This window comes from Bradyrhizobium sp. NP1, assembly GCF_030378205.1.
Lineage (GTDB): Bacteria > Pseudomonadota > Alphaproteobacteria > Rhizobiales > Xanthobacteraceae > Bradyrhizobium.
Window position 1 is genome coordinate 5,769,605 of record NZ_CP127385.1, and the last position, 14,338, is coordinate 5,783,942.

The window sequence follows — 14,338 nt, forward strand, 5'->3', positions numbered from 1 at the left end:
TCGAAGCCGCGCGGGCGCGGGCGTGTTGCACACGCGGCGCCTGCTGCGCGAGAGCAACGCTTCCGTCATCAGCTATGACGCGACCGTGCGGTTCGAGGACGGCGTGATCCGCGACGTCGCGTTCGGCGCCTCGACCAGCAAGGACGAGGCATTTCCCGACACGCTGGTCGTCCCGGCGCTGGCAAATGCGCATGACCATGGCCGCGGGCTGAAGACGACCGCCTATGGCGCCTTCGATACCGCGGTCGAGGGCTGGGTGCCGGCGACCTACACCATCCCGCGCCTCGACCCCTATTTGATCGCGGCGCTGGCCTTTGCGCGGATGGCGCGCGGCGGCATCACCTCGATCGTGCATTGCCATCTCTCCGCCGAGCCCGCGGCGCTGACGGCGGCCGCCGAAGCGGTGTCCCGTGCCGCGCGCGACGTCGGGGTGCGCGTCGCCTTTGTCGTCCCTTTGCGCGACCGCCATCGGCTCGGCTACGGCGCGGACGAGGCGATCCTGGCCCACATGGAGCCTGGCGACATCGACGCGATCAGGGCGCGCTGGCTCAAGCCGATTCCGCCGATCGAAGCACAGCTCGATGCGGTCGAGGCGATCGCGGCGCGCTGCGAGCGCGATGGATTTACGGTGCAGTACGGCCCGGTCGGCATGGAATGGTGCAGCGACGCGCTGCTTGGCGAGGTCGCAAGGCGCGCCGCGGCATCAGACCGCCGCATCCACATGCACCTGCTGGAAAGCCGCTATCAGCGGGCGTGGACAGACCGGCACTATCCGGAAGGTCCGGTCGCACGGCTGGCGAAGCTCGGATTGCTCTCGCCGCACCTCACGCTCGCGCACGGGACCTGGCTGCGCCCTGACGAAAATCAAATGCTCGCCGGCCACGGCGTCACCGTCTCGGTCAACACCAGCTCCAACCTGCGCCTGAAATCCGGCGTGGCGCCGGTGCCAGCGATGAAGGCCGCAGGCGTGAGGTTCGCGATCGGGCTCGACGCGCTGGCGCTCGACGACGACGACGACATGCTGCGCGAGCTTTGCCTGACGCAGCTCCTGCATGCGGGCCACGGCTTCGACGTCAAGCTGACCTGCGAGGAGATCCTCCACGCCGGCAGCACAACGGGCGCCTGCGCGGTCTGTGGCGACCGCGGCCATGGCCAAATCGCCCCGGGCTCGCCGGCCGATTTCATCGTGCTCGACTATCACGCGCTGGCCTCCGACATTCCGCCCGGACTGGACGATCCGTTCCGCACCTTCTTTGCGCGGGCAAGGAGCAGGCACATCGCAAGCGTCCATGCCGCGGGACAGCAGATCGTTCGCGGCGGCCGCGTGCTCGGCATCGACGAGCCGGCGCTTGAGGCCGCGCTGTTCAAGGAGCTTGAAAAGGCGTCGTCCGAGATCGCGGCCCTCAAACCCCTGCTCGCGCGTTTCCAGCGGGGCCTTGCGCGCTTCTATGCGGCAAGCGACCATTCGTCACAGACCTGAAGCCCGCGCGCCTGCGCACACTATGCGGCGGGCTGGAATTGCACATTCCGTCCGCGGGGCGCGCGGTCATGCCGGCGAACAAAGCCAGCCGTCCAGCGCACAACAATAATTTTGGACGAGTTTGACAACCAGAGCGCATCTCAATAAAAACAAGAAATATTTATGAAACGAGTTGGAGCGCGCGAGTCCGCGAATACGCGTCATGGGGGTGAAGACCGCCGACACCATTCTGACGGGAAACGTGCTGGTGCTGGACCGCGCCGGCAGCGTCGCCGAGGGGATCGCGATCGCCGACGGCCGCATCCTTGGCTGTGGGCGCCGCGCCGATGTCATGGCGCTGCGCGGGCCGACGACGCAGCTGCACGATTTCGGCGCGCGCACGCTGATCCCCGGCTTCAACGACACCCACGCCCATTCCGACAGCCTGGGCTTGAAGACCATCCGCCCGTCGCTGGAAGGCGCGCGATCGATCGCCGACGTGCTTGAGCGCATCGGCAAGCTCGCCGCGCAGAAAAAACCCGGCGAGTGGATCGTCACCATGCCGATCGGCGAGCCGCCCTTCTACTGGGAGGCCGACAAGTTCCTCGCCGAGCGTCGCCTGCCAAACCGGCACGAGCTCGACCGCGTCGCGCCCGACAATCCCGTCTATATTTCCGGCCCGAGCGGCTATTGGGGCGAGCCGCCCTGTTTCATGATCCTCAACAGCCTCGCGCTGAAGCTCAACGGCATCGACCGCAACACGCGCCCGCGCGTCGACGGAGTCGAGATCGTCCATGACGATGCCGGCGAGCCGACCGGCGTGATCATCGAGCACAACTACACGCGAATGGCGGAGCCGGACCTGTTGAAGGCTGTGCCGCGCTTCTCGCTCGACGACCGCATCGAGGGCCTGCGCCGCTCGCTGCCGATCTATCATGAGAAAGGCACGACCAGCGTCTATGAGGGGCACGGCTGCGCGCCCGACGTGGTCGCGAGCTTTCGCCAGCTCTGGGAGCGCAATGAGCTCTCGCTGCGCAGCTCGCTGGTGATGAGCCCGGCCTGGCTCGGCACCGCGGAAGCCGAATACGCCATGCGGCACTGGCTCCCCTTCGCGCGCGGCCGCGGCTTCGGCGACGACACGCTGAAGATATCGGGCGTCTTCGTCGGCTATGGCGGCAATCCGCAATTCAACGACCTCCTGCGCAAGGACATGGGCGACGTCGGCTGGGGCGGCGGCCTGCCGAGCGTCAACACGCCTTCGGATTTCGAAGCGCTGTGCATGCTGGCGGGCCGATACAATCTGCGCCTGCACACGCTCGCTTCCGACAGACTGCACGAGGTGGTCCCGATCCTCGAGCGCGTCGCAAAACACTATCCGATCGGCGCGCGGCGCTGGGTGGTCGAGCACATCAGCAAGGCCAATGAGCGCGACCTGCAGGCGATCAAGACAATGGGGATCGCGGTCACGCTGATCCCCGCGCATTATCTCTGGAAGGTCGGCCACGTCTTCGCCGGCCTCGACGGGCAAGAGCTCGACCTGCTGTCGCCGGCGCGGCGGCTGATCGAGCTCGGCGTGCCGGTGTCGGCGGCGACCGACGCCGTGCCGAACGATCCCCTGTTCTGCATGTGGGTGATGCTGACGCGGCAGGACCGCCGCTCCGGCCGTACCATGGGCGCGCGCGGGGTGCTCTCCAACGAGGCCGCGCTGCGCCTTCTGACCGTGAACGGCGCGTGGCTGACCTTCGAGGAAGATCGCAAGGGCCCCCTCCTGCCGGGATACTTTGCCGACATCGCTGTGCTGTCGGGCAATCCGCTGACCGCGAGCGCGGAAGCCTTGCTCGACATGAGCTGCGAGGCCACCATGGTCGGCGGCCGCTGGCTGCACGGCCCCGTGACTTGATGCATTACACCGCTGGAATTCGGAGGGACCGGATGTCGGGAATGAAGACCGCAAGCCTTGCCATGGCCACCGCCGCTTTCTTGCTGAGCGGCGCCGATCACGCCGCCCATGCCGCGGACAAGATCCTCAAGATCGGCGCGCCGCTGCCGCTGACCGGCGGGCTCGCGCCCGAAGGCCTGCGCATGAAGGCAGGCTATGATCTCTGGGCCAAGACCCAGAACGAGGCCGGCGGCATCAAGGCCGGCAGCGACACCTACAAGGTCGAGATCGACTATTCCGACTACCAGTCCAACACGCCGCGCGCGGTACAGTCCGCCGAGCTGATGATCACCGAGGGCAAGGTCGATGCGATCTTCGCTCCGTTCGGCTCCGGCGCCACCAAGGCGGTGAGCGCGATCACCGAGAAATACGGCGTGCCGATGATCGCGGCGCAAGCCGCCTCCGCCCAGGTCTACGACCAGGGCTTCAAATACCTGTTCGGCATGTACACGCCGAACGACACGGTGACGCGGCCTCTGATCGACCTGCTGATCGCGAAGAACCCGAGCATCAAGCGCGTCGCCGTGCTGGCGCGCAACGACCTGTTCCCGCTCGCGATCGCGGAGGAGCTGATCAAATACGCCAAGGAGAAAGGGCTCGAGATCGTCTCCGACCAGAAATTCCCGATCGGCACCGTCGATTTCAGCTCTGCGCTGACGCAAGTTCGCTCCAGCAATCCGGACCTGATCTATGCGACCGGCTACGTCAACGACAACATCCTGATCCGCAAGCAGATGGAGGAGCTTGGCGTCCGCGCCCAGCTCACCGCGATGCTGGTCGGCCCGACCACGCCGGAATTCATCGCCGGCACCGGCAAGCTTTCGGAGAACGTCGTGACGGCGTCCTGGTGGGACGTCGCGGCCAAGTTCAAGGGCGAAGACGTGTTCGGCTCGGCGGAGAATTTCGAGCAGCTGTTCCGCAAGAACTACAACAACACCTATCCCGACTATTCAGTGGCCGCAGGCGCCGCCTGTGGCGTCGTGCTGGCGATCGCCGTCAACAAGGCCGGCACCGTCGACAAGGCCAGGGTACGCGACCAGCTGGCGACCATGGACGTGCAGACGTTCTTCGGCCGCGTCAAGTTCGGGCCGACCGGCCAGATCAACTCGCTGAAGCCGCCGACGATGCAGGTCCAGGACGGCAAACCCGTGGTCGTCGATCCGCCCGAGATCGCGCAGGCCCCGATCCGTTTCGACAAGAAGTAGCAGGCTTCGCCAAGCGGGGATTGGCGACTTCCATCAACCAGGCACGGGGCGAGGACGGCGGTCGGTCGGCCTCGTCCAGGCGAAACCGAACGTCAGGCATCACAGGCGGATGATCTTCTTCCAATACCTTGCCAACGGGCTGATCCTCGGCGGCCTCTATGCCTGCATAGCCGCCGGCTTTTCGCTGGTCTGGGGCGTGCTCAGCATCATCAACCTGCTGCACGGCTCGTTCATCGTGTTCGGCTTCTATATCGCCTACTTTTCCTACACGGTGCTCGGCATCCACCCGTTCCTGTCCATCATCACCTCCGGCCTCGTGCTCGGCGCGATCGGCTATGTGGTCCAGTTCTTCGTCATCAACCGCGTGGTGGCCCGCTCCGTGCTGGTGACGCTGATCCTGACCTTCGGCCTCGAGCTGATGATGAACAATGCCATGCTGGTTTCGTTCTCGGCCGACTACCGCAAGGTCATCCTGCAGAATTCGCTCGGCATCGCGCAGTTCGGCAACGTGTTCATCCCGCTCGACCGCGCGCTGTCGACACTGATCGCCTTCCTGCTCATCCTGCTGCTCTGGCTCGTGCTGCGGCTGACCTCGATCGGCCGCGCCATCGTCGCGGTGCGTTTCGATCGCGAGGCGGCGCTGTTGATGGGCATCGACGTGACCAGGACCTATGCGGTGACCTTTGCGCTGGGCGCGGCGCTGGCGGGCGCCGCCGGCAGCCTGCTCAGCGTGTCCTTTCCGATCGCCCCGCTCTCGGGCCCGCTGTTTCTCAGCAAGGCCTTCGTCATCTGCGTGCTCGGCGGCGTCGGCAGCGTGCCGGGGGCCGCGGTCGGCGGCCTCGCGTTCGGACTGTTGGAAAGTTTTGGCGCGGTGCTGTTCGGATCCGAATACGCGCTGACGCTGGCCTTCGTGGTGCTGATCATCCTCCTCCTGGTCCGCCCGCACGGCCTTCTGGGCGTCAAGGGGTTTTGATGACAACACCGCAACGCATCTCGCTGTTGATCGCCGTCGTGGCCCTGCTGGCGCTGCCGCTGCTCGGCAACAATTATATCCTCCGGCTCGCGACCATCGCATCGATGTATGCGGTGCTGACGATGGCCTGGAACGTGGTCGGCGGCTTCGCCGGCTACCCGCTGTTCGGCATCGCCGCCTTCTTCGGCCTTGGCGCCTATTCGGGCGCGGTGGTGCAGGCGAACGGCGTTCCGGTTGCGCTGGCCTGGATATTCGCGGTCGCCGTCGGCACGCTGTTTGCGCTCGTGCTCGGATTCGTGCTGCTGCGCCTGCGCGGTCACGCCTTTGCGATCGCAACGCTCGTCATCGCCGAGGTGCTGCGCGAGCTCACCAACGGCTGGACCAGCCTGACCGGCGGCGGCATGGGGCTGAACCTGCCGTTCTTCGGCTGGTCGCCGACCGCGCTTGCCGTGTTCTTCTTCTATGTGATGCTCGCCCTCGCGATGCTGACCCTGGCCACGACCTACGTGATCGCGCATAACCGGCTCGGCTTCGCGCTGAACTGCATCCGCCAGAACGAAGACGCCGCCAACATCGTCGGGATCGACACCACCCGCTACAAGATCATCGCGTTCACGCTGTCGGGCGCCTTTGCCTCCGCGGCCGGCGCGATCTACGCGTCATGGACCGGCTATATCGAGCCGTCCGACGTCTACGACGTGCTGTTCTCGATCAAGCCGATCATCATGGCTCTGCTCGGCGGCATGGGAACGGTATTCGGACCCGTCATCGGGGCGGTCGCCTTCCTCGTGCTCGACGAGATCGTCTGGCGCAACTTCCTCCAGCTCCACACCGGCGTGCTCGGCTTCCTGATCGTGGTGCTGATCCTGTTCCTGCCATCCGGCCTGTCGTCGTTCGGCATCCGCGACCTCTGGCGCAAGGCGGCTGCGGCATGACGGCCTTGCTCGAACTCAGGAACGTCTGCCGCTCCTTCGGCGGCGTGCGCGCCATCCATAATGTCTCGCTCAAGCTCGAGCCCGGCCAGATCGTCGGGCTGATCGGCCCGAACGGCGCCGGAAAGAGCACGCTGGTCAACATCATCACCGGCGTGCATCCGGCAAGCTCCGGCGAAATCCTGCACAAGGGCGAGCCCATTCAGCATCTGAAGCCGTTCCAGATCTCGGCGCGCGGCATCGCCCGCACCTTCCAGGTGGTGCAGCCTTTCCCCGCGATGACTGTGGTCGAAAACGTGATGGCGGGCGCGATGTTTGCCGCCGGCATCAAGTCCATGGAGGAAGCGCGCAAGGTAGCGATGGAGCATCTCGCCTTCACCGGCCTTGCGGTGCTCGCCGACCGCCCCGCCGAGCAACTGACGCTCGCCTTTCGCAAGCGGCTCGAGCTCGCCAAGGGCCTCGCCATGAACCCGCATATCCTGCTGCTCGACGAGGTCAACGCCGGGCTGAACTCGGCCGAGATCGAGCAGGCGCTCGGCCTGATCCGTGCGATTGCCGCGCGCGGCATCTCGATCGTCATCATCGAGCACCTCCTGAAAGTCGTGACCGGCCTGTGCAGCCGCATCATCGTCCTGCATCATGGCGAGCTGATCGCCGACGATCCCGCCGCCGACGTGATCCGCGATCCCCGCGTGATCGAGGCCTATCTCGGCTCCCGCTTCGCCGAACGGCAGATGGTGCGTCAATGACCGCGCCACTGCTCAGCGTCAGCAATCTCACGTCCGGCTACGGCGATGTCCAGGTTCTGTGGGGGATCGACCTTCACGTCGGCGAAGGCGAAGCGGTCTGCCTGGTCGGCTCGAACGGCGCGGGAAAGAGCACGCTGCTGCGCACGCTCTCCGGCCTCCTGCGCGCCCGCGCCGGGCGGATCGAATTCCAGGGCGAGGACATCACCAACCGGACTCCGCGGCAGATCCTGGGCCACGGCATCGTGCATGTGCCGGAGGGACGCCGCCTGTTCGGGCCGATGAACGTGGTCGACAACCTCCTGACCGGCGCCTATCTGCGCAGCGACCGCGCCGCGATCCGGCACGACCTCGACCGCATGCTGACGCTGTTTCCGATCCTGGCCGAGCGCCGCTATCAGGCCGCGGGCACGCTGTCGGGCGGCGAGCAGCAGATGTGCGCGATCGCGCGCGGCATCATGAGCGCTCCCAAACTTCTGATGATCGACGAGCTGTCGCTGGGGCTGGCGCCGAAGATCGTCGATCACCTCGGCGCGGCGTTACGCCAGATCATGGCGGAAGGCCTGTCGCTGCTGCTGGTGGAGCAGGATGTCGCGACCGCCTTCGAGCTGACCAGCCGCGGCGTCGTCGTCGATTCCGGCCGCGTCAGGATCTCTGGGCCGACCGAGGAGCTGTCGGTCAACCCGATGGTCCAGCAGACCTATATGGGGATTGCGTGAGTGCGACTCGGAACCGGCCGCGTTTCGTCATGGCCGGGCTCGTCCCGGCCATCCACGTCTTTTCTGCCGAAAACAACGCGAGGACGTGGATGCCCGGCACAAGGCCGGGCATGACGAGCTCGAAAAATCACTGATCTTATTGGAGGCTTGGCCTTTGGGTGCGGCCGTCGCGTTCCGCCCTCAATCGAACATCGCGATGCAGTCGATCTCGACGTTGACACCCTTGCGGTGCGGGGTGCCGCCGACGCAGGTCCGCGTCACGCGGTCGTTCTCGAAATAGCTGCGGAACACCTCGTTGAAGCGCGGGAAGTCGGCGACGTCGCGCAGGATCACGCGCATGTTGACCACGTTGGCGAGCGTGGCGCCGCCGGCCTCCAGCACGCTGAGCAGATTGTCCAGCGTGCGGCGCGTCTGAACCTCGATGTCGCCTTCCACCACCGTCTTGGTCGCGGGATCGAGCGGCCCCTGCCCCGAGACGAACAGCATGTTGCCGAAGCGGATCGCCTGCGCGATCGGCGGCGGCTTCTGCAGATCGGTAAAGCCCGTGGTCGGTGCGTTGGCCGAGGTGACGAATTTCTTGGGCATTGCCGTTCCTTCTCCTCTCAGGACGCCTTCGGTGCCGGCGCTAGTACCGCCGATTTGAAGTCCGCGCACGGGCTCCCAGACATTAGCAATGCGGACTTCAAATCGAAAGCGGTACTAGAATTATGAATTTGCTAGTACCCTTTGCTTCCCGAAGTTCGTTTGCGAGCAAGCCGAGACGATTTCACGAACTTCGGGAAGCGGGTACTAGCGCATTCGGCATCACCGTGCCGCATTTCTTGCAGGTGCGCGCGTCCTCGTTGTCGAAGAAGCGCTTGTAGGCCTGCGACACCGGGTCGGCGCGATAGTCGCTGACCACGAAGGTTTCCTCGTGCAGGAAGTTGCCGCAGCTCTGGCAGTACCAGTGGAACTTGTCGATTTCGTCGGCGTGGCGCTGGCGCTCGATGATCAGCGCAAAGGCGTCGGGCGGAAAGCGCGGCGAATGCGGCACGCCGGGCGGCATCCAATTGGTCGAGCCTTCCGGGATCACGCAGATCTCTTCCTTCCCCTCCGGGGTGCGGTAATGCAGGTTCATCGTCCCCTTGATCATGTAGGTGACTTCGTCGCTGCCGTTGATGTGGAATTCGCTGCGGTATTCGCGGCCGCGGGCGACGAAGGCGAGCGAACCCGGCTCCTGCCAAAGCACCTTCACGCGCTTGCCGCTCTCGGCGAGTTCTTTGGCGATCTCCTGGAGTTTCACGACCGGAAGCTGCTGCATTGTCATCTCCTCATTTCAAGAACCGGTTCACCCGCAGGCTGCCGCCTGCATCGGGTCAAAGCCGGTTCGTTGCGATATTCAACCTGTTGTCCGCGTCCGATGCCATGCCCTTCACTTCTTCCTGAAAGCGGCGGCAAGCGCGTCCGTGCTTTTCGCGAGCAGCCCGATGTCGGTGCCGACGGCGGCGAAGCGATAGCCCCACTCGATATAGCGCCGCGCATCCGCTTCGACCGGCGTCAGGATGCCGGAAACCTTGCCGGCGTCGTGGATTCGCCGCGCCGCCACTTCGATGGCACGCTGCACGTCCGGATGCAGCGGATTGCCGATGTGGCCCATCGACGCGCTGAGATCGGACGGTCCGACGAAGATGCCGTCGACGCCGTCGACCGCGGCGATCTCCGGGATGCGGTCGATCGCGCCGAGCGTTTCCGCCTGCACGAGAACACAGACCTGCTGGTCCGCTTCCTTCAAATACGAGGTGGCGCGGCCAAAGCGGGCAGCGCGGCCGCCGGTCGTGATGCCGCGGATGCCGGCCGGCGGATAGCGGCAGGCCGCGACCGCGCGCCGCGCCTCCTCGGCGTTCTGCACGAAGGGAATGAGCAGGGTCTGCGCGCCGATGTCGAGCAGCCGCTTGATCAGGACCGCGTCGTTCCAGGCCGGGCGCACCACCACCTGCGCGGTGCCGACCGCGAAGGCCTGGAGCTGGGCCAGCACGTCAGGCGGCTCGTTCGGCGCATGTTCGGTGTCGAGCAGCACCCAGTCGAACCCGGCATCGCCGATGATCTCGGCCGCGATATTGCTGCCGAGGCTGCACCACAGGCCGATCTGCAATTCGCCGGCCAGCAGGCGGCGCTTGAATGTATTCTGCGGGGTCTGCATTCCTCATCCCTTTAGGTGAACTGCACGGCCACGGCGCCCAGCGGCCCGAAGTCGGCGTGCAACGTATCACCTTTATCGGCCCAGACCGGCCTTGTGAATGAGCCGGACAGCATGATGTGGCCCGGTTCGAGCACGGTGCCGAAACGTCCGACCTTGTTGGCAAGCCAGGCGATGCCCATCGCGGGGTGGCCGAGCACACCGGCGGCAAGCCCGGTCTCCTCGATCTCGGAGTTGCGATAAAAGATCGCACCGACCCAGCGCAGGTCGACCTCGGTCGGCTTCACCGGGCGGCCGCCGAGGATGATGCCGGCGGCAGCCCCGTTGTCGGCGACCGTATCCATGATCTTGCGCGGGTTCTGCACCCGCGCGTCGATGATCTCGATCGCGGGCACGACATATTCGGTCGCGCGCAGCACGTCGAGCAGCCCGACGCCGGGCCCCTTCAACGGGCTTCCCAGCACGAAGGCGAGCTCCGGCTCGACGCGCGGCACGCAGTAATTGGCATGCGGCACCTTCGCACCATCAGCCAGCATCATGTCATCGAGCAGATGGCCGTAGTCGGGTTCGTCGATCTGCGAGGACGCCTGCATCGCCTTCGATGTCAGGCCGACCTTGTGACCGATCAGGCGGCGCCCCTGCGCGATCTTGCGCCGGGTCACCTCGCTCTGGATCGCATAGGAATCCTCGACCTCGATATTCGCAAAGGTTTTTGAAAGCTGCAGCGCCGGTTTGCGCGTCCGCTCGGCCTCCATCAGGATATCGGCGGCCTGGGCGCGTTCTTTCTCGGTCAGCATGGGAGTCCTCTTCCTTGATCAGAGCTTGATGCAAACGTTGCGGAGCTCGGTGTAGAACTCCATGGAGTGGACGCCGCCCTCGCGCCCGATGCCGGACTGCTTGGAGCCGCCGAACGGCGTTCTGAGGTCGCGCAGGAACCAGGAATTCACCCAGGTGATGCCGACCTCGATTTGCGCGGCGACGCGGTGCGCCCGCGTCAGATTCTCGGTCCAGATCGAGGTCGCCAGTCCATAGCGGCTGTCGTTGGCGCGCGTGACCGCCTCCTCCTCGCTGTCGAACGGCGCGATATGACAGCAGGGGCCAAAGATCTCGTCGCGGACGACCGACGAGGTTTCCGGCAGTCCGGTCCAGATCGTCGGCTCGATGAAGGAGCCTTCGGCGAACGGCGCATCCAGTTTCGGCGCGCCGCCGCCGATCACGACATTGGCGCCCGCTGCTTTCGCCTTGTCGTAGAACGACAGCACCTTGCGGCGGTGCTCCTGGCTGATCAGCGGCCCCATGGTGGTGGCCTTGTCAAAGGGATCGCCGAGCTTCAGCTTCGCGGCCGCCGCTTTGAGCCTTTCGACAAAGGCATCGAAGATCGGCCGCTCGACATAGACTCGCTCCGTGCCGAGGCAGACCTGGCCGCAATTGGCGAACACCGAGCGCATCGTGCCTTCGATCGCCTTGTCGAGGTTGCAGTCGGCGAACACGACCGCAGCGTTCTTGCCGCCCAATTCGAATGACACCGGGCGCACATGCTCGGCCGCCGCTTTCATGATCGCAGTCCCGGTCGCGGTCTCGCCGGTGAAGGTGATGCCGTCGACGCCGGGATGCCGGGTCAGGAATTCACCGGTGCTGCCGGGCCCAAAACCATGGACGACGTTGTAGACGCCTTGCGGGATGCCGGCCTCGTTCATCACCTCGCCGAGCAGCGTCGCGGTGGTCGGCGTTTCCTCCGACGGCTTCACGACGACGGCGTTGCCGCAGGCGAGCGCCGGCGCAACCTTCCAGGTCATCAGGAGCAGCGGCAGATTCCACGGACAGACCACGGCAATGACGCCGCGCGGCACGCGGATCGCGTAGTTGAGTGCACCCGCGCCATCAGGCGTCGCCATCCGGAACGTCTCGGTCGAGAGCGTCAGGATCTGATCGGCAAAGACGTTGAAATTGGCCGCCCCCCTGGGGATGTCGATATGCGAGGCGAGCGAGGCCGGCTTGCCGGTGTCGCGGACCTCGGCGGCGAGGAATTCGTCGAACCGGCGCATGATGCCGTCGGCGACCTTGCGCAGCAGGACCGCCCGCTCCTGCTCGCTGGTCCGTCCCCACGGTCCTTTCAGCGCGCGGCGCGCGGCAGCCACCGCCGCGTCGACCGCGGACGCATCCGCCTCGCGAACGAGATTGACCAGATCGCCATTGACCGGATTGCGGTTCTCGAAGGTGCGCGTGCCTGCGTCGACAAAGCGCCCGTCGATGAAGTTGGAGAGCAGCGGATGGGCGGTTCCTACCCCGGATATGGCTTGGTTCATGGCTTCCCGGCCTTCAATTCCTGGTGGGATTTCTATAGCCAAATCACGTCATAAAATCTATTGATTTCATAAATCCCATCTGTTTAATAAAGCAAAGATAAGTCGCCGGGCCGGTTTTGCGGCCATGGCCCCCTCGGCCGGCCATGGTCTGTGCATGATCCATCCCGACACCATTCTCCACAACGGCCGCATCCATACCGTCGACGCAAAGGACCGGGTTGCCGAAGCCGTGGCGATCCGCGGCGACACGATTCTGGCCGTCGGCTCATCCAAGGACATGCTCGATCTCGCAGGGCCAGGCACGCGCAAGGTCGATCTCGATGGTCGCGCCGCGGTGCCGGGCTTCTTTGACGGCCATCCGCACATGGATGGCGTCGGCATCCGCTTCCTGAAGCCCTCGTTCGACGGCGCGAAGTCGATCGACGACGTGCTGGCAGTGCTCGAGCGCGAGGTCGCACAGCGCAAGCGCGGGGAATGGATCGTCTGCAATCCGATCGCAAGCGAGCCCGAGGCCTTCGCCTTTCCGGCCGCACTGCGCGAAGGCCGCTGGCCCGATCGCACCGATCTCGACAAGGTCGCGCCGGACAACCCCGTTTATATCGAGCCGCCCGGGCTGATCGCGCCGGGCTTTGCCATCGCCAATTCCGCCGCGATCCGGCTCGCCGGCATCACGGCCGCAACCGAGGTGCCGGCCGGTGTCGAGATCGATCTCGATGACAAGGGCCAGCCGACCGGCATCTTCCGCGACTTCAATTTTCCCAAGGTGATGCCCGACACCTACGGCACCATCCGCGGCAAGCGTGCGCTGTTCCCGATGATCCCCGCGATGGATCAGGCATACATGAACCGCGCCGTCGAAGCCGGCATGCACGCCTTCAACCGCGCCGGCGTCACCGCGATCTATGAAGGCCACGGCATTCCGAAGCCGCAGCAGATCGCCTATGTCGATCTCTGGCAGCGCCGCAAATTGTCAGTGCGCACCTACTTCGTGGTTGCCTTTCCGCAGCCGTTCTTTCTCGATACCGGGAAGGGACAGAGGCTGATCGACGAGACCGCGCTTTATGCCGCGGGCGAAGGTTTCGGCGACGATTTATTGCGCTTCGGCGGGCTCGGCTATTCCTTCGACAGCGCGACCGCGATCGGCGCCTGCCTGATGCGCGAGCCCTATGTCGGCGCCCGCGGCTATGCCTGGACTGGCGTGCAGCATACCCCTGATGAAGCCTTTCTCGACGGCCTGTTCCGCGCGGCGCGCGCCAACCTTCGCGTCCAGGTGCAGTGCGCCGGCGGCGGCGCGATCGACAAGGTGCTGGCGATGTTCGAGACCATCGACCGCGAAATCCCGATTCTCGGCAAGCGCTGGGCGATCGAGCATTGCCAGTTTCCGACCGCCGAGAACATGGCGACCTGCCGCCGCCTCGGCGTGGTCGCAACCACGACCACCAACTTCCTGTGGAACTACGACAGCGTCTATCTGCGCAGCTTCGGCGAGAGGATGGCGGCCGATGCCGTGCCGTTGCGCGACTGGATCGATGGCGGCGTGATGATCTCGCAATCGACCGACGGCCGGCCTTATGACCCGATTTTCACCTTGTGGCAGAGCCTGGCGCGCAAGGGCGGCGTCACCGGCCACACCTTCGGCCTGCCCCGCCAGAAAATCACCCGAAATGAGGCGCTGCGGATGGCAACCTATAACGCCGCCTATGCCGCATTCTGGGAGCACCGCACAGGTTCGATCGAGCCCGGCAAGCTCGCCGACATCGCGATCCTGTCGCAGGACATCATGGTGATCGACGAGGACCGCATCCCCGAGACGAAAGTGCTGACGACCCTGCTCGGCGGCAAGCCTGTCCACGACAGCGGTTTGTTTTGAGGCCGCAACGAGA

General features: G+C 65.4%; 13 protein-coding genes. 8 read left to right on the plus strand and 5 right to left on the minus strand.

What is annotated here, in order from left to right; all coding sequences use genetic code 11:
- Positions 1-22 precede the first annotated feature (22 nt).
- From QOU61_RS28040 to QOU61_RS28070, 7 genes are all read left to right on the plus strand, one after another.
- Entirely contained in the window at positions 23-1,480 is a 1,458-nt protein-coding gene (locus QOU61_RS28040) for an amidohydrolase family protein (protein ID WP_289654452.1), read from the plus strand.
- 202 nt (positions 1,481-1,682) lie between these two features.
- Positions 1,683-3,359, plus strand: a complete 1,677-nt coding sequence (locus QOU61_RS28045) for an amidohydrolase (protein WP_289654453.1) — start codon at positions 1,683-1,685, stop codon at positions 3,357-3,359.
- A gap of 32 nt (positions 3,360-3,391) precedes the next feature.
- Positions 3,392-4,603 (plus strand): amino acid ABC transporter substrate-binding protein, encoded by a 1,212-nt coding sequence (locus QOU61_RS28050; protein WP_289654454.1) that lies wholly within the window; start codon positions 3,392-3,394, stop codon positions 4,601-4,603.
- A 109-nt stretch (positions 4,604-4,712) separates the two neighbouring features.
- The gene (locus QOU61_RS28055; protein WP_289654455.1) at positions 4,713-5,576 is read left to right on the plus strand and encodes a branched-chain amino acid ABC transporter permease; all 864 of its coding nucleotides are present in this window, start codon (positions 4,713-4,715) and stop codon (positions 5,574-5,576) included.
- Positions 5,576-6,511 (plus strand): branched-chain amino acid ABC transporter permease, encoded by a 936-nt coding sequence (locus QOU61_RS28060; protein ID WP_289654456.1) that lies wholly within the window; start codon positions 5,576-5,578, stop codon positions 6,509-6,511. The genes QOU61_RS28055 and QOU61_RS28060 overlap by 1 nt, the downstream gene beginning before the upstream one ends.
- Positions 6,508-7,257 carry an ABC transporter ATP-binding protein gene (locus QOU61_RS28065; protein ID WP_289654457.1) on the plus strand — a complete coding sequence of 250 codons (750 nt, stop codon included), beginning with the start codon at positions 6,508-6,510 and terminating at the stop codon, positions 7,255-7,257. The genes QOU61_RS28060 and QOU61_RS28065 overlap by 4 nt, the downstream gene beginning before the upstream one ends.
- A complete protein-coding gene (locus tag QOU61_RS28070) occupies positions 7,254-7,973 on the plus strand; it encodes an ABC transporter ATP-binding protein (protein WP_289654458.1) in 720 nt (239 codons plus the stop codon). The genes QOU61_RS28065 and QOU61_RS28070 overlap by 4 nt, the downstream gene beginning before the upstream one ends.
- Before the next feature lie 180 nt (positions 7,974-8,153).
- Here QOU61_RS28070 and QOU61_RS28075 read toward each other — a convergent pair whose 3' ends face one another.
- The 5 genes from QOU61_RS28075 to QOU61_RS28095 all read right to left on the minus strand — a co-directional run bounded on the left by QOU61_RS28075 (position 8,154) and on the right by QOU61_RS28095 (position 12,455).
- Positions 8,154-8,558, minus strand: a complete 405-nt coding sequence (locus QOU61_RS28075) for a RidA family protein (RefSeq protein WP_289654459.1) — start codon at positions 8,556-8,558, stop codon at positions 8,154-8,156.
- A 181-nt stretch (positions 8,559-8,739) separates the two neighbouring features.
- Positions 8,740-9,273, minus strand: coding sequence for a 3-hydroxyanthranilate 3,4-dioxygenase (locus tag QOU61_RS28080; protein WP_289654460.1), 534 nt, complete (start codon positions 9,271-9,273; stop codon positions 8,740-8,742).
- Positions 9,274-9,384: 111 nt separating this feature from the next.
- On the minus strand, positions 9,385-10,152 hold the full coding sequence (locus QOU61_RS28085) for an HpcH/HpaI aldolase family protein (RefSeq protein WP_289654461.1): 768 nt from the start codon (positions 10,150-10,152) through the stop codon (positions 9,385-9,387).
- A gap of 11 nt (positions 10,153-10,163) precedes the next feature.
- Positions 10,164-10,946, minus strand: a complete 783-nt coding sequence (gene hpaH, locus QOU61_RS28090; RefSeq protein WP_289654462.1) for a 2-oxo-hept-4-ene-1,7-dioate hydratase — start codon at positions 10,944-10,946, stop codon at positions 10,164-10,166.
- 18 nt (positions 10,947-10,964) lie between these two features.
- Positions 10,965-12,455 carry a 2-hydroxymuconic semialdehyde dehydrogenase gene (locus tag QOU61_RS28095; protein ID WP_289654463.1) on the minus strand — a complete coding sequence of 497 codons (1,491 nt, stop codon included), beginning with the start codon at positions 12,453-12,455 and terminating at the stop codon, positions 10,965-10,967.
- Between the two features lie 124 nt (positions 12,456-12,579).
- On the opposite strand from QOU61_RS28095, the gene QOU61_RS28100 reads away from it, so the two are divergent.
- The gene (locus QOU61_RS28100) at positions 12,580-14,325 is read left to right on the plus strand and encodes an amidohydrolase (protein WP_289654464.1); all 1,746 of its coding nucleotides are present in this window, start codon (positions 12,580-12,582) and stop codon (positions 14,323-14,325) included.
- Positions 14,326-14,338: the final 13 nt, after the last annotated feature.

Excerpts from the sequence above, each read along its gene's own strand:
- QOU61_RS28045 (WP_289654453.1), top strand. The coding sequence starts at position 1,683 with ATGGGGGTGAAGACCGCCGACACCATTCTGACGGGAAACGTGCTGGTG.
- QOU61_RS28050 (WP_289654454.1), top strand. The coding sequence starts at position 3,392 with ATGTCGGGAATGAAGACCGCAAGCCTTGCCATGGCCACCGCCGCTTTC.
- QOU61_RS28055 (WP_289654455.1), top strand. The coding sequence starts at position 4,713 with ATGATCTTCTTCCAATACCTTGCCAACGGGCTGATCCTCGGCGGCCTC.
- QOU61_RS28060 (WP_289654456.1), top strand. The coding sequence starts at position 5,576 with ATGACAACACCGCAACGCATCTCGCTGTTGATCGCCGTCGTGGCCCTG.
- QOU61_RS28065 (WP_289654457.1), top strand. The coding sequence starts at position 6,508 with ATGACGGCCTTGCTCGAACTCAGGAACGTCTGCCGCTCCTTCGGCGGC.
- QOU61_RS28070 (WP_289654458.1), top strand. The coding sequence starts at position 7,254 with ATGACCGCGCCACTGCTCAGCGTCAGCAATCTCACGTCCGGCTACGGC.
- QOU61_RS28075 (WP_289654459.1), bottom strand. The coding sequence starts at position 8,558 with ATGCCCAAGAAATTCGTCACCTCGGCCAACGCACCGACCACGGGCTTT.
- QOU61_RS28080 (WP_289654460.1), bottom strand. The coding sequence starts at position 9,273 with ATGCAGCAGCTTCCGGTCGTGAAACTCCAGGAGATCGCCAAAGAACTC.
- QOU61_RS28085 (WP_289654461.1), bottom strand. The coding sequence starts at position 10,152 with ATGCAGACCCCGCAGAATACATTCAAGCGCCGCCTGCTGGCCGGCGAA.
- hpaH (WP_289654462.1), bottom strand. The coding sequence starts at position 10,946 with ATGCTGACCGAGAAAGAACGCGCCCAGGCCGCCGATATCCTGATGGAG.
- QOU61_RS28095 (WP_289654463.1), bottom strand. The coding sequence starts at position 12,455 with ATGAACCAAGCCATATCCGGGGTAGGAACCGCCCATCCGCTGCTCTCC.
- QOU61_RS28100 (WP_289654464.1), top strand. The coding sequence starts at position 12,580 with ATGGCCCCCTCGGCCGGCCATGGTCTGTGCATGATCCATCCCGACACC.